10 protein-coding genes are annotated in these 13,289 nt (G+C 66.8%); 6 read left to right on the forward strand and 4 right to left on the reverse strand.

Features of this window, described 5'->3' with window-relative positions; all coding sequences use genetic code 11:
- Nucleotides 1-12: 12 nt before the first annotated feature.
- Both sdhC and AC07PU_RS36005 read right to left on the reverse strand, forming a co-directional pair.
- Entirely contained in the window at nt 13-459 is a 447-nt protein-coding gene (sdhC, locus tag AC07PU_RS36000) for a succinate dehydrogenase, cytochrome b556 subunit (protein WP_057595822.1), read from the reverse strand.
- Between the two features lie 228 nt (nt 460-687).
- Nucleotides 688-1,449 (reverse strand): GntR family transcriptional regulator, encoded by a 762-nt coding sequence (locus tag AC07PU_RS36005; RefSeq protein ID WP_093348760.1) that lies wholly within the window; start codon nt 1,447-1,449, stop codon nt 688-690.
- A 208-nt stretch (nt 1,450-1,657) separates the two neighbouring features.
- Between AC07PU_RS36005 and AC07PU_RS36010 the strand changes: the two genes are divergently transcribed.
- The 5 genes from AC07PU_RS36010 to AC07PU_RS36030 all read left to right on the forward strand — a co-directional run bounded on the left by AC07PU_RS36010 (nt 1,658) and on the right by AC07PU_RS36030 (nt 7,755).
- Nucleotides 1,658-2,644, forward strand: a complete 987-nt coding sequence (locus AC07PU_RS36010) for a malate dehydrogenase (RefSeq protein WP_296780172.1) — start codon at nt 1,658-1,660, stop codon at nt 2,642-2,644.
- Between the two features lie 15 nt (nt 2,645-2,659).
- Nucleotides 2,660-3,442 (forward strand): trans-aconitate 2-methyltransferase, encoded by a 783-nt coding sequence (gene tam / locus AC07PU_RS36015; RefSeq protein ID WP_495322881.1) that lies wholly within the window; start codon nt 2,660-2,662, stop codon nt 3,440-3,442.
- A gap of 5 nt (nt 3,443-3,447) precedes the next feature.
- Nucleotides 3,448-4,452 (forward strand): HpcH/HpaI aldolase/citrate lyase family protein, encoded by a 1,005-nt coding sequence (locus tag AC07PU_RS36020; protein WP_431511950.1) that lies wholly within the window; start codon nt 3,448-3,450, stop codon nt 4,450-4,452.
- Between the two features lie 32 nt (nt 4,453-4,484).
- The gene (locus AC07PU_RS36025) at nt 4,485-5,057 is read left to right on the forward strand and encodes a hypothetical protein (RefSeq protein ID WP_093348767.1); all 573 of its coding nucleotides are present in this window, start codon (nt 4,485-4,487) and stop codon (nt 5,055-5,057) included.
- A 112-nt stretch (nt 5,058-5,169) separates the two neighbouring features.
- Nucleotides 5,170-7,755, forward strand: a complete 2,586-nt coding sequence (locus AC07PU_RS36030) for a bifunctional aconitate hydratase 2/2-methylisocitrate dehydratase (RefSeq protein WP_093348770.1) — start codon at nt 5,170-5,172, stop codon at nt 7,753-7,755.
- A gap of 96 nt (nt 7,756-7,851) precedes the next feature.
- Here the strand turns inward: AC07PU_RS36030 and AC07PU_RS36035 are convergent, their stop codons facing one another.
- Both AC07PU_RS36035 and AC07PU_RS36040 read right to left on the reverse strand, forming a co-directional pair.
- Nucleotides 7,852-8,715: a hypothetical protein gene (locus tag AC07PU_RS36035; RefSeq protein ID WP_398501896.1), complete on the reverse strand. Its 864-nt coding sequence runs from the start codon at nt 8,713-8,715 to the stop codon at nt 7,852-7,854.
- Between the two features lie 11 nt (nt 8,716-8,726).
- Complete coding sequence (locus tag AC07PU_RS36040; RefSeq protein WP_495322883.1) at nt 8,727-9,863, reverse strand: DUF2827 domain-containing protein; 1,137 nt, start codon at nt 9,861-9,863, stop codon at nt 8,727-8,729.
- A gap of 513 nt (nt 9,864-10,376) precedes the next feature.
- Here AC07PU_RS36040 and AC07PU_RS36045 point away from each other — a divergent pair.
- Nucleotides 10,377-13,289 (forward strand): ESPR-type extended signal peptide-containing protein (locus tag AC07PU_RS36045; protein WP_495322884.1); only part of this gene is annotated, 2,913 nt, incomplete at its 3' end.

The following is a 13,289-nucleotide window of genomic DNA, read 5'->3' on the forward strand; positions in this document are numbered from 1 at the left end:
TGAGGCTCCTTCTCAGTACAGGCCGAACAGCTTGGCGCCGAGCACGATGGTCAGCAGGACGCTCGCGGCCAGCGTGAAGATGGCCGAGCTCTTGCCGAACTCCTTGGTCACGGCCTTGTGGCTCACGTCCATCCAGAGGTGGCGCACGCCGGCGATGAAGTGGTGCAGGTAGGCCCAGATCAGCGCGAGCACGACGAGCTTGAAAAACCAGCCCGGAACGAAACCAAGGCCGCTGTTGAAGGCGGCCTTGAACTTGGCGAACGAATAGTCGGACGAGAGCGAGGTGTCGAACATCCAGATGATGAACGGCAGCAGCAGGAACATCAGCGCGCCGCTGACGCGGTGCAGGATCGACACGATGCCGGCAGGCGGCAGGCGGTAGGTCGTGAGATCGGTGAAGGCGTTGATGTTGCGGAATTCGCGACGCCGTGGTGTGGAGGAGGATGCAAGCTCTGTCATGGAGGGGCTTTCGTGGCTTGTTGATTGACTTGTTCTGAGAGCGAACGCTTTTGTTTTCTCTTCGGGAAATGCAAACAACGCAAAATTCTATTGCAATGCACCATCGCGCATCGGTCGCGCTCGCGTCGACGCACCGCGGCAGTCGGATGCTCTTGACTTCATAGCGTCTTGCGCGCGCCGCGCGGCGGCTTGAAGCGTATTCGTTACGTGGTCCATCGTGAGGCGCATTCAGCCGAGCTGGTTGCGATAGTGGTGCGTGTCGGTGCGATAGAGGCCGCGGCGCAGTTCCATCGGCATGTCGTGGTAGGTGTGGGCCACGCGTTCGACGCTCAGCAGCGGCATCTGCGGCGTGACATCGAGCAGCTGGGCCTGCTCGGGATCGGGCAGCACCGCGCGAATTTTTTCTTCGGCGCGCACCATGCGCACGCCGAACTCGGTTTCGAACAGCGCGTACATCGGGCCCGGCCAGGCGCGCAGCCGCTCGGCCGTGAGGCCCTTGAACGGCGTGCCCGGCAGCCAGAGGTCCTCGAGGATGGTCGGCACGCCGCCATAGGCGAGCACACGCCGCACCTGCAGCACGGCATCGCCGGTGCGCAGGCCCAGTGCGCGCGCCACGTCGGCCGAGGCACGCAGGCGCTTGCAGTCGACGATGGTGCGCTCGGCCGGGCCTTCGGCGCTCGGCAGGCCGCCGTCGGGCACCAGCTTCAGGAAACGGTACTGCACATGCTGCTCGGCATGCGTCGCGACGAAGGTGCCCTTGCCCTGGCGCCGCACCACGAGGTTCTCGGCCGCAAGCTCGTCGATCGCCTTGCGCACCGTGCCCTGGCTGACGCGAAAACGCACGGCCAGGTCCATCTCGCTGGGGATCGGCTCGCCCGGCTTCCACTCGCCCGCCTGCAGGCTCTGCAGGATCAGGGTCTTGATCTGCTGGTAGAGCGGGCTGAACGAGGGCGTCGTGGGCTCGTCGAGGGTGGTGGTGGGGCTGTTCATGGCAGGGCGTGGGTAAGCGCCGTGGCGGAACCCGGAGGATATCTTATATAAGACATAAGACGGGCCTCATCGAATCGGCTTAAAATGCCGGCCGTTCCCGCGCCGCGGCCGTCCGGCCCTTTTCGGACCTCCCGACCGCCCCGCGAGACTTCCGCCGCCGCGTTTCGCGCGTGCGCCGACACCGTCACATCACTTCTGGAGTCTTCCCATGAGCAAAAAGCCCGTCCGCGTTGCCGTCACCGGTGCCGCCGGTCAAATCGGTTATGCCCTGTTGTTCCGTATCGCGTCCGGCGAAATGCTCGGCAAGGACCAGCCGGTCATCCTGCAATTGCTCGAAATCCCTGACGAGAAGGCCCAGAAGGCGCTCAAGGGCGTGATGATGGAACTCGACGACTGCGCGTTCCCGCTGCTGGCCGGCATGGAAGCCCACGGCGACCCGATGACCGCCTTCAAGGACGCCGACTACGCACTGCTGGTCGGCTCGCGTCCCCGCGGCCCGGGCATGGAGCGTGCCGAGCTGCTGGCCGTCAACGGCGCCATCTTCACGGCGCAAGGCAAGGCACTGAATGCCGTTGCCAGCCGCAACGTCAAGGTGCTGGTGGTCGGCAACCCCGCCAACACCAATGCCTACATCGCCATGAAGAGCGCACCGGACCTGCCGCGCAAGAACTTCACCGCCATGCTGCGCCTGGACCACAACCGCGCTGCCAGCCAGATCGCCGCCAAGACCGGCAAGGCCGTGGCCGACATCGAAAAGCTCACCGTCTGGGGCAACCACTCGCCCACGATGTACGCCGACTACCGCTTCGCCACCATCAACGGCGAAAGCGTCGCCAAGATGATCAACGACCAGGAATGGAACGCCAACACCTTCTTGCCGACCGTCGGCAAGCGCGGCGCCGCCATCATCGAAGCACGCGGCCTGTCGTCGGCTGCCTCGGCCGCCAACGCCGCCATCGACCACATGCGCGATTGGGCCCTGGGCACCAACGGCAAGTGGGTCACGATGGGCATCCCGTCGGACGGCCAGTACGGCATTCCGAAGGACACGATGTTCGGCTTCCCGGTCACCTGCGAAAACGGTGAGTACAAGCTGGTCGAAGGCCTCGAGATCGACGCATTCAGCCAGGAACGCATCAACAAGACCCTGGAAGAGCTGCAAGGCGAACAAGCCGGCGTTGCTCACCTGATCTAAGCAAGGCCTGCCGGCATGCTCGACTGGAACCCCGCGCTCTATCGTCGCTACGAGGACGAGCGCACCCGCCCCGCACAGGAGCTCCTGGCGCGGGTGCCTCTGGCGGAGGCGGCCCGCGTGGTCGACCTCGGCTGCGGTCCGGGCAACTCCACCGAGCTGCTGGTCCATCGGTTCCCGAAGGCCGAGGCCCTCGGGACCGACAACTCCGAAGCCATGCTTGTCAGCGCGCGCGAGCGCCTGCCCGGCGCGCGCTTCGAGCTGAGCGACATCGCGACCTGGGCGCCTTCCGCGGAAGCGGCGCCCGACCTCATCTATGCGAACGCGTCGCTGCAATGGGTGCCCGATCACGAAACGCTGATCCCGCGCCTGTTCGACGCGCTCGCCCCCGGCGGCGTGCTGGCCATCCAGATGCCCGACAACCGCCAGGAACCCACGCACCGCCTGATGCGCGCGCTCGCGGCCGAAGCGCCCTGGGCCGAGCCCATCGGCGATGCCGACCGGCTGCGCACCAAGCTGCTGCCGCTGGGCGGCTACTACGACCTGCTGGCGCCGCGCGCGGCCAACGTCGATGTCTGGCACACGACCTACCAGCACCGCATGGCCGATGCCGCCTCCATCGTCGAATGGGTGCGCGGCACGGGCCTGAAGCCCTTCGTCGATCGGCTGCCGCCCGACCTGCAGGCCAGTTACCTGGCCGAATACGAGCGCCGCGTGAACGAGGCCTACCCGGCACGCACCGACGGCAAGCGGCTGCTGGCCTTCCCGCGCATGTTCATCGTGGCGCAGAAGAAGGCGTGACCACCATGAGCGAACGCGCCCCCGCCCATCCCGCTGCCGTGCTGCTCGGCGCGCAGGCCGGCGCCGTCAGCCTGCCGGTGTGCGATCACTACAGCGGCGTCGAGGCGCGCATGAAGAAGAGCCTCGCGCTCCAGGCCGAGATGGCCGAGGAGTTCGGCGCCTGCGTGTTCGACGTCACGCTCGACTGCGAGGACGGCGCCCCGGTGGGCGGCGAGGCCGAGCATGCCGCGCTGGTCACCGAGCTGGCGCTGGCCGCCAGGCCCGGCATGCGCGTCGGCGTGCGCGTGCACCCGGTCGACCACCCGGCCTTCGCGGGCGACGTGGTCACCATCGCGGGCCGTGCCGGCCAGCGGCTCAGTCACCTGATGGTGCCGAAGGTCGAATCGGTGGCCGACGTCGAGCAGGCCGTGGCCGCGCTCGACGCCGCCGATGCCGAAACGCTGCCGCTGCACGTGCTGATCGAATCGCCTTTTGCCGTGCACAACGCCTTCGACATCGCGGCCCATCCGCGCGTGCAGTCGCTGAGCTTCGGCCTGATGGACTTCGTCTCGGCCCACGCCGGCGCCATCCCCGCCGAGGGCATGGGCGCCGCGGGCCAGTTCACCCATCCGCTGGTGGTGCGCGCCAAGCTGGCGATCGCCTCGGCCGCGCATGCGCACGGCAAGGTGCCCTCGCACTGCGTGGTGACCGAGTTCAACGACATGGACGCCATGCGCACCGCGGCCCGCAAGGCGGCCCGCGAATTCGGCTACACGCGCATGTGGAGCATCCATCCGAACCAGATCCGGCCGATCCTCGAGGCCTTCGCGCCCGACGAGGCGCAGATTCAAATTGCCACAAATATCCTGCTCAAGGCAGCGGCCGCGGATTGGGCGCCGACACAAATTGATGGCACATTGCACGACCGCGCGAGCTACCGCCATTTCTGGCAGGTGCTGACGCGTGCCCACGCAACAGGGCGCGCGTTGCCGCCAGAGGCCAAGGCCTGGCTGACGCCCGCGGTCTCCTGAAACCTCCGAACCAGCCTCAAGGAAACCCTCACATGAAGAAAATCGCCCTGATCGCCGCAGTGGCCCTGGCTCTGCCGTTCGGTGCCCTGGCGCAGAGCAGCACGCCCGCCAAGCCGGCCGCTGCCAAGCCCGCCGCCAAGTCCACCGAAGCCAAGAAGGCCCCGCCCAAGCGCCAGGTCACCCGCAAGGCCGCCAAGGCCGTCGAGGAAGTCACGCCGATCAGCGACGACACCAACGTCGTGCTCACCGACTCCGACCTCGAGGTCGCCAAGCGCGTGTCGACCGGCAAGGCCCAGTGCGAGCTCGGCGCCGACGTGACCGTGACCGAGGACGAGAAGAAGCCCGGCTTCTTCACCGTGACCACCAAGGGCCTGCGCTACCGCATGCACCCGGTCGAAAGCCGCACCGGCGCCATCCGCCTCGAAGACCCCCGCGCCGGCGCCATGTGGCTGCAGCTGGGCAACAAGTCGATGCTGATGAACCAGAAGGCCGGCCTGCGCATCGCCGACGAATGCCAGACGCCGGCCCAGGTGGCCTTTGCCGAAGAAATGAAGAAGAACCCGCCGAAGAGCCTTTTCGAAGGCGCTGACGGCGACAAGAAGTAAGTCGACCCCACGAGGGGCGGCGCGGCTCTTGCTTGCCGACCGGCGAAAGCCGGACGGCGGGTCGAACACCGCGCCGCATGCCCTCCAGCCCCAAGTTTCCGGAGAAAAGAAGATGTTGCAAGCCTACGTTGACCATGTCGCCGAACGCGCCGCGCTCGGTATCCCGCCGCTGCCCCTGAGCGCGAAGCAGACCTCTGAAGCGATCGAGCTCCTCAAGAGCGCGAACGACAAGGACGGTGCCTTCCTGCTCGACCTGCTGACCCACCGCGTGCCCGCGGGCGTGGACGACGCCGCCAAGGTCAAGGCCAGCTATCTCGCGGCCGTGGCGCATGGCACCGAGAAGAGCGCGTTCATCACGCGCGCCCGTGCCACCGAACTGCTCGGCACGATGCTCGGCGGCTACAACATCAGCCCCATGATCGATCTGCTGGACGACGCCGAAGTCGGCGCCGTCGCGGCCGAGGGCCTCAAGAAGACGCTGTTGATGTTCGACCAGTTCCACGACGTCAAGGAAAAGGCCGACAAGGGCAATGCCAACGCCAAGGGCGTGCTGCAGAGCTGGGCCGATGCCGAGTGGTTCACCAGCCGTCCCGAAGTGCCCCAGAGCATCACCGTCAGCATCTTCAAGGTGGCTGGCGAAATCAACACCGACGACCTGTCGCCCGCACCCGACGCGACCACGCGTCCCGACATCCCGATGCACGCCTTGGCGATGCACAAGAACGCGCGCCCCGGCATCGTTCCCGAGGAAGACGGCAAGCGCGGCCCGGTGAAGTTCATCGAGGACCTGCGCGCGCGCGGCCACCTCGTGGCCTATGCCGGCGACGTGGTCGGCACGGGTTCGTCGCGCAAGAGCGCCACCAACTCGGTGCTGTGGTTCACCGGCGAGGACATCCCGTTCGTGCCCAACAAGCGCTTCGGCGGCGTCTGCCTCGGCGGCAAGATCGCGCCGATCTTCTACAACACGATGGAAGACTCGGGCGCGCTGCCGATCGAGCTCGACGTGACGCAGATGAACATGGGCGACGTGGTCGAGCTGCGTCCCTATGAAGGCAAGGCCCTGAAGGACGGCCAGGTCATCGCCGAATTCACCGTGAAGAGCGACGTGCTGTTCGACGAAGTGCGCGCCGGCGGCCGCATTCCGCTGATCATCGGCCGCGGCCTCACGGCCAAGGCGCGCGAAGCGCTGGGCCTGCCGGTCTCCACGCTGTTCCGCCTGCCGCAAAGCCCGGTCGACACCAAGAAGGGCTTCTCGCTGGCGCAGAAGATGGTCGGCCGCGCCTGCGGCCTGCCCGAAGGCCAGGGCGTGCGCCCGGGTACCTACTGCGAACCCAAGATGACCTCGGTCGGCTCGCAGGACACCACCGGCCCGATGACGCGCGACGAGCTCAAGGACCTGGCCTGCCTGGGCTTCTCGGCCGACCTCGTGATGCAGTCGTTCTGCCACACGGCGGCCTACCCGAAGAAGGTCGACGTCAAGATGCACCATGAACTCCCCGAGTTCATGGCCAACCGCGGCGGCGTTTCGCTGCGCCCGGGCGACGGCGTGATCCACAGCTGGCTCAACCGCCTGCTGACGCCCGACACCGTGGGCACCGGCGGCGACAGCCACACCCGCTTCCCGATCGGCATCAGCTTCCCGGCGGGCTCGGGCCTCGTGGCCTTCGCGGCCGCCACCGGCGTGATGCCGCTGGACATGCCCGAGTCGGTGCTGGTGCGCTTCAAGGGCAAGATGCAGCCCGGCGTCACGCTGCGCGACCTGGTCAACGCGATCCCGCTGTACGCCATCAAGAGCGGCCTGCTGACGGTCGAGAAGAAGGGCAAGAAGAACATCTTCTCGGGCCGCATCCTCGAGATCGAGGGCCTGCCCGACCTCAAGGTCGAACAAGCCTTCGAACTGAGCGACGCCTCGGCCGAACGCTCGGCCGCCGGCTGCACGGTGCACCTGAACAAGGAACCGATCATCGAATACATCAACAGCAACATCACGCTGATGAAGTGGATGATCGCCGAGGGCTATGCCGACGCGCGCACGCTGCAGCGCCGCATCGCCGCGCAGGAAGCCTGGCTCAAGGACCCGCAACTGCTCAAGGGCGACGACGACGCCGACTACGCGGCCGTGATCGAGATCGACCTGGCCGAGATCCACGAGCCCATCGTGGCCTGCCCGAACGACCCCGACGACGTGAAGACGCTGAGCGACGTGGCGGGTGCCGTGATCGACGAAGTGTTCATCGGCTCGTGCATGACCAACATCGGTCACTTCCGTGCCGCGTCGAAGCTGCTCGAAGGCAAGCGCGACATCCCGGTCAAGCTGTGGATCGCGCCGCCGACCAAGATGGACGCGCAGCAGCTGACCGAGGAAGGCCACTACGGCGTGTTCGGCAATGCGGGTGCCCGCACCGAGATGCCGGGCTGCTCGCTGTGCATGGGCAACCAGGCGCAGGTGCGCGAAGGCGCCACGGTCATGTCGACCAGCACGCGCAACTTCCCGAACCGCCTGGGCAAGAACACCAACGTGTACCTGGGCTCGGCCGAACTGGCCGCCATCTGCTCGCGCCTTGGCCGCATCCCGACCCGGGAAGAGTACATGGCCAGCACCGGCGTGCTCGATGCGTCCAGCGCGCAGATCTACCAGTACCTGAACTTCGACAAGATCGAGGACTACAAGAACGTGGCCGATTCGGTCACGGCCTGAGCCTGAAGACAGGCCGGACGGTCCCCGGGCCGGCCCGGCCCGCATCGACAAAGCCCCGCATCTGCGGGGCTTTTTTCATGGCGCTGGCGCCGGCGTTCAGAGCGTCGGCGGGTGGTTCGGATGCAGGTACTGCGTGCCCGTCAATTCCATGGACACCCCCGCGGGGCCGCCCACCGCATGCGGCAGCGAGGTCAGCAGCGAGGTCGCGAAGTCGCCGCGGTAGAGCTTGGCGCCCTGGTGCGTGAGGTTGGAGTTGGCATCGATGTGGATCGATTCGCCCAGGCCCGACCAGAGGCGGCAGAAGCCGTAGTCCTCCGAGAGATAGCGGCGCGTCACGGGGTCGACCATCACGTCGAAGAAACGGTAGTGCAGGCCGCGGTCGGCCTCGCCGATGCTGTCGGGCACATAGTTGAGCTCGGGGTAGCTCGCCATCAGCCGCTCAAACACGCCGCGCTTGATCGCCATGAAGCCGGTGGGCGCCTCGGTCATCTTCATGAAGCCGTCGGGCTGTACCTCGAGCTCGACCTTGCCGCTGGCTTCCGAGGCGCTCGCATTGACCGTGTAGCGCGTGAAGGTGGCATCGAACTGCGCGCGCGTGGTGCCGGCCGCGACGCCTTCCTCGGGCCAGTCCTCGCGCTTGAGCGGGTAGACGCCAGCGGCGATCTCGTAGTCCGAGAGCAGCAGCCGGAACGCCGCCTGCGGCGAGAAGCCGATGTCGGCGTCGATCCAGAACAGGTGCGTCCATTCGGGGTTGGCGAGGAACTGGGCCACGCAGTTGTTGCGCGCCCGGGTCACGAGGCTTTCGCCCTGGTGGAACAGCACCTGCATCCGCATGCCGGCGCGCTCGGCCTCGATGGCGAAGTTCATCATCGACATCACGTAGTTCTGGAAGAACTTGCCGTCGTGGCTCGGCGTGACGACCACGGGGAAGAAGCGTTGGAGAGCGGAAGGTTCGAGCATGGCGGCTCCGGTTATCGGGCGGGGCGCTGCATCAGGCCGAGCAGCAGCGTGTTGTACACCTCGGTGGCGGCCGCGTTGCCGGGCAGGTAGCGGTCGATGAGACCGCGCTGGCGCTCGCGGTAGGCGAGCGACTGAGCATCGTGCGCGTCGATCGCCTCGAGCACGCGCGCGCTGCCCGCGGCCACGTCGTTGGCTTCGTAGTAGTAGCCGAGGTCCGCGCAGAGGTGGGCGTTGTGCACCAGCGGATAGCCCTGCCAGCAGGTCTCGAGGTAGAAGTAGTTGAGCGGGTTCTCCCACTGGTGCGAGATCACGATGTCGGTGTTCTGCGCCAGGAAGGTCGGCGTGTCGTGCCGGCCCAGGAACACGGCCTTGTGCTCGCGCACCAGGTCGAGCTGGTTCATCAGGGTGATGAATTCCATGTTCTCGCGCGCCATCTTCTCGGCGTTGGCCACCTGCAGCAGCGCGATCGCCTCGCGCCGTGCGCGGTAGGCCAGTTCGGCGACTAGGATCGGGTAGAGGCAGAACTTCACCACGTTGATGTTCGGCTCCATCACGCTGAGGCGCCGCGGGCCGACGCGCGGCTGGTAGACGCCGTTCTCGGGCAGCCCGCGCGTGCGCTCCTCGAGGAACACCGGGCTCCAGACGAAGGGCACGGCGCGTGCCTCGATCCGGCGCAGCACCTCGAAGTAGGGCTGGCTGATGTGCGCCACCTGCGGAACCATCCAGATGTCGTCGTAGCGCTGGTTGACGAACAGGTTCCGGCCCCACAGCGGCTTGTTGAACAGCATCGACTCCATCGCATGCACGTACTCGAAGCCGCAGCAGTACGACACCAGCCGGGCGCCGCGCTGCTTGAGGTAGTCGGTCTGCAGGTGGTCGATCTGGCCGCCCAGCTCGATCAGCACGTCGACCTTGTCCTTGGCGCCCTCGAAGTTCGTCGTGGGCCAGCGCGCCTGGTCCCAGGGCAGGGCCGGCGTGATCGGCGTGGCCGTGGTGTTGACCAGCACCACCGACGCCACGCCGGGGCAGTGCTTGAGCGCCTCGGCCAGGAACACGGCGTTCTGCTTGATGCCGTTGTTCCAGAGTGTTTCGGCTTCGTGGTGAAGACCGATGGTGATGCCGATGCGAAGGGAGTTGTTTGAATTCACTTTTGTTGCCCAATTGTTAATTGGCGTCATCTGCGCTTTATGGCGAGAAATAAATCACGGATGAATAAATGGATCCGTGAACAAGTTCCAGATTGGAGCGCATCGAGTGTGCTTTTTTACTCACCTGCCAAAGTTGGCGTTCGCAAGCCTCAATGTGAATTAATTCCACGTGATCGAAGAAAAAGTCCTTATGAAACAAGGGCTTGCATCGAATCTTCTGCCCCGTTTCGAACGGTGAGGGGATTCTATGTTTTCGCGGCGCTTTCACCTTCAGGAGACAATTGTTAATCAATGTGAATGCTAATTTGTGTCCTTTTTTGTGAACTAAATCATCGAAGCTTTTTGAGCGATTTGGTCTTTTGCGTTCTGAATGTAAACAAGTATGTACATTCCACCGCTCTTGTGAACAGCGCGGTGATTGGGATCTCGACGACGAGCGCCAAGCACGACCCTTCACATTTTTCCTGGGACCTACCGCGCGGGTCCTGAGATTCCACACGCAGTTGGCAGTCAATGAACAAGTCATATAGAAGTATCTGGAATGAGTCGCTCGGTGCATGGGTGGCCGCTTCGGAAATCACTTCCGCCCGAGGCAAGCGCAGCAGTTCGGCTGCGGTGATCGCGGGTGCCGCGCTGAGCGTCGCGCTGGCGTCCTTCGGCTTGATGGAGAGCGCGAACGCCTACATCGTCGGACCGCCCAACGGCGCCTGCAACACGGGCGCGAACACCGGTCCCGACGGCAAGGCCTACCCGGCGACGGTCGATCCGGTCGACGGTTCCGGCGTGTACTCGACCGTGGTCGGCGGGTGCTCGGCCAATGGCGGCGGCTTCCTCGGCGTCACGATGTTCGGGTCGTTCACGACGGCGCGCGGCAAGGGCTCCAGCATGTTCGGCATGGGGTCGACCGCCGGGCAGTACGCCTCGGCCTTCGGTCTCCAGGCCAATGCCTTCGGCATCGCCAGCATCGCGATGGGCCAGAACGCCCTCGCCGCGAGCAACAACAACATCGCCATCGGCGCGGGCGCGAACGCGGCGGCGATCAGCGCGGGCACGGCCATCGCGATCGGTGCCAACTCCGTCGCCTCGTCCAACACCACGGTCGGCGATTCGCTGGCCATCGGCACCGGCGCCAAGGCCACGGCGCAGGACGCGGTGGCGATCGGCGGCCAGGCCAACGCGAGCGGCACCAATGCCCTGGCCATCGGTGGCAACGACGGTGGCGCGAGCGGCACCAATGCGTCGGCGATCGGCGTGGGCGCCAACGCAACCAGCAACTACGCGACGGCGGTGGGCGCCGGCGCGACCGCGAGCGGCACCGGCGCAACGGCCATCGGTGCCAGCGGCACCGCGGCGGCCCGTGCCCTGGGCGCCAACTCGGTCGCGATCGGCGGCCAGTCGGTCGTCGGCAGCGCGGCCGATTCGGGTATCGCCATCGGCCTCAACGCCAATGCGCAGTCGAACAGCACCATCGCCCTGGGAAGCGGTGCGAACGTCGGAGCCGGCGCGGATTCGAGCATCGCCATCGGCGCGAATGCGAGCGCGACCAGCAAGACGAACAACCTCGCGATCGGTGCCGGCGCCAAGGCGAACGGCGGCGGCGCGACGGCCATCGGCGCCGGCGCCAATGCCGCCTTCGGCAACGACATGGCCTTCGGCACGAATGCGACGGCCCGCGGCGACGCGAGTTCCCTGGCGCCTTCCACGGCCTTCGGCAACAACGCCAATGCCTGGGGTGGCAGTTCCACGGCCTTCGGCGTGTTCGCGCAGGCCTGGGGCAAGACCTCGGTGGCGTTCGGCTATTCCTCGAACGCCGGCGCGGAGAATGCCCTGGCGGTCGGCACGCTGGCGAACGCCTTCGGCAATCGCAGCACCGCCATCGGTGCCGGGGCCACGGCCACGGGCGATTTCTCCTCGGCCCTGGGCCGCACGGCGAGCGCGACCGCCGCCGGCACCCTGGCGCTCGGAACGAATTCCGTGGGCGGCGCATCCGCCGCCGCGGCCGATTCGATCGCCATCGGCGGCCAGTCCAGCGTCGTGGCGGCGGCAACCTCCGGCATCGCGCTCGGTCGCGGCGCGATCGTCAACGGCGCCTTCGGCATTGCCCAGGGCGACGGCGTCGTCAGTGGCGCCACGGGGCAGAACGTCGCCATCGGTTCGTCGGGCACGACCGCGAACTCCAGCACCGCCGCGGGTGGCGCGGTGGCCATCGGCCGCGGCCAGAAGGCCACGGGCGACGGCGCGGTCGCCATCGGCGATCCCAACGTCTCGAACGGCACCGGTGCCGTGACGATGGGTGCCAACAACACCGCCGCCGGCAGCCTGGACGGCACGACCGCGGCGAGCGGCGCGGTGGCCATCGGCAATTCCAACAATGCGATCGGGCAGGGCTCGGTCGCGCTGGGCAACAAGTCCAACGCCACTGCGGCCGGCACGCTCGCCTTCGGCGACGCGGCCAGCGCATCTTCCGCCAACGCCATCGGTTTCGGCACCGGCGCGAACGCCGCAGCCGCGGCCGCTGTCGCCATCGGACAAAGCACCCTGGCCTCGGGCAACGCCAGCGTTGCGCTGGGTTCCGGCGCACGCTCGATCGCGGATGGCGCCATCGCCATCGGCAAGAACGCCACCATCGGCTCGAACACCGATGTCAACACCATCGCGATCGGGACCAACGCGAACAGCTGGGGCGGGAGCATCGCGCTGGGCACCGGCGCATCCGCCGACCAGATCGGTGTGGCACCCCAGAACGCCTCGATCGCGATCGGCGGCAATGCCACGACCGATGACCGGACCACCCGCAGCATCGCGATCGGCAATGGCGCCGTCGTCAAGTCGGCCGACCTGTCGGTGACCGATGCCGCGATCGCCTTCGGCGCCAACGCCGTGTCGTTGGGCTCGAACGCGGTGTCGATGGGCACCGGCGCCAACGCCGCCTATGCCAACAGCGTCGCGTTGGGCGCGGGCAGCGTGACGGGCGCCAAGGGACCGACCGGCAACGGCTTCCTCACCGGTACCAATGCACCCGCCTCCGAAGTCTCGGTGGGCTCGTCGTCCGCCCTGCGGCGCATCACCAACGTGGCCGATGGCGCGGCGCTGCAGGACGCCGTGACGGTGGCGCAGCTGAGCACGGGCATGAGCACGACCGCGAGCAGCATCAGCAGCCTCTCGACGTCGACCTCGACCGGCCTGAGCACCGCGACCAGCAGCATCGGCAGCCTGTCCTCGGGACTCAGTACGACGAACAGCCGGGTGTCGAGTCTGTCGACGTCGACCTCGACGGGGTTGAGCACGGCGACCAGTTCCATCAGCAGCCTTTCTACTTCGACGTCGACCGGCTTGAGCACGGCCACGAGCAGCATCGGCAGCCTGTCGTCGGGTTTGAGCACGACGAACAGCAGCGTGTCGAGCTTGTCGACTTCGACGTCGACG

It is taken from the genome of Variovorax sp. GW821-FHT10D07 (assembly GCF_059415325.1).

Excerpts from the sequence above, each read along its gene's own strand:
- sdhC (WP_057595822.1), bottom strand. The coding sequence starts at position 459 with ATGACAGAGCTTGCATCCTCCTCCACACCACGGCGTCGCGAATTCCGC.
- AC07PU_RS36005 (WP_093348760.1), bottom strand. The coding sequence starts at position 1,449 with ATGAACAGCCCCACCACCACCCTCGACGAGCCCACGACGCCCTCGTTC.
- AC07PU_RS36010 (WP_296780172.1), top strand. The coding sequence starts at position 1,658 with ATGAGCAAAAAGCCCGTCCGCGTTGCCGTCACCGGTGCCGCCGGTCAA.
- tam (WP_495322881.1), top strand. The coding sequence starts at position 2,660 with ATGCTCGACTGGAACCCCGCGCTCTATCGTCGCTACGAGGACGAGCGC.
- AC07PU_RS36020 (WP_431511950.1), top strand. The coding sequence starts at position 3,448 with ATGAGCGAACGCGCCCCCGCCCATCCCGCTGCCGTGCTGCTCGGCGCG.
- AC07PU_RS36025 (WP_093348767.1), top strand. The coding sequence starts at position 4,485 with ATGAAGAAAATCGCCCTGATCGCCGCAGTGGCCCTGGCTCTGCCGTTC.
- AC07PU_RS36030 (WP_093348770.1), top strand. The coding sequence starts at position 5,170 with ATGTTGCAAGCCTACGTTGACCATGTCGCCGAACGCGCCGCGCTCGGT.
- AC07PU_RS36035 (WP_398501896.1), bottom strand. The coding sequence starts at position 8,715 with ATGCTCGAACCTTCCGCTCTCCAACGCTTCTTCCCCGTGGTCGTCACG.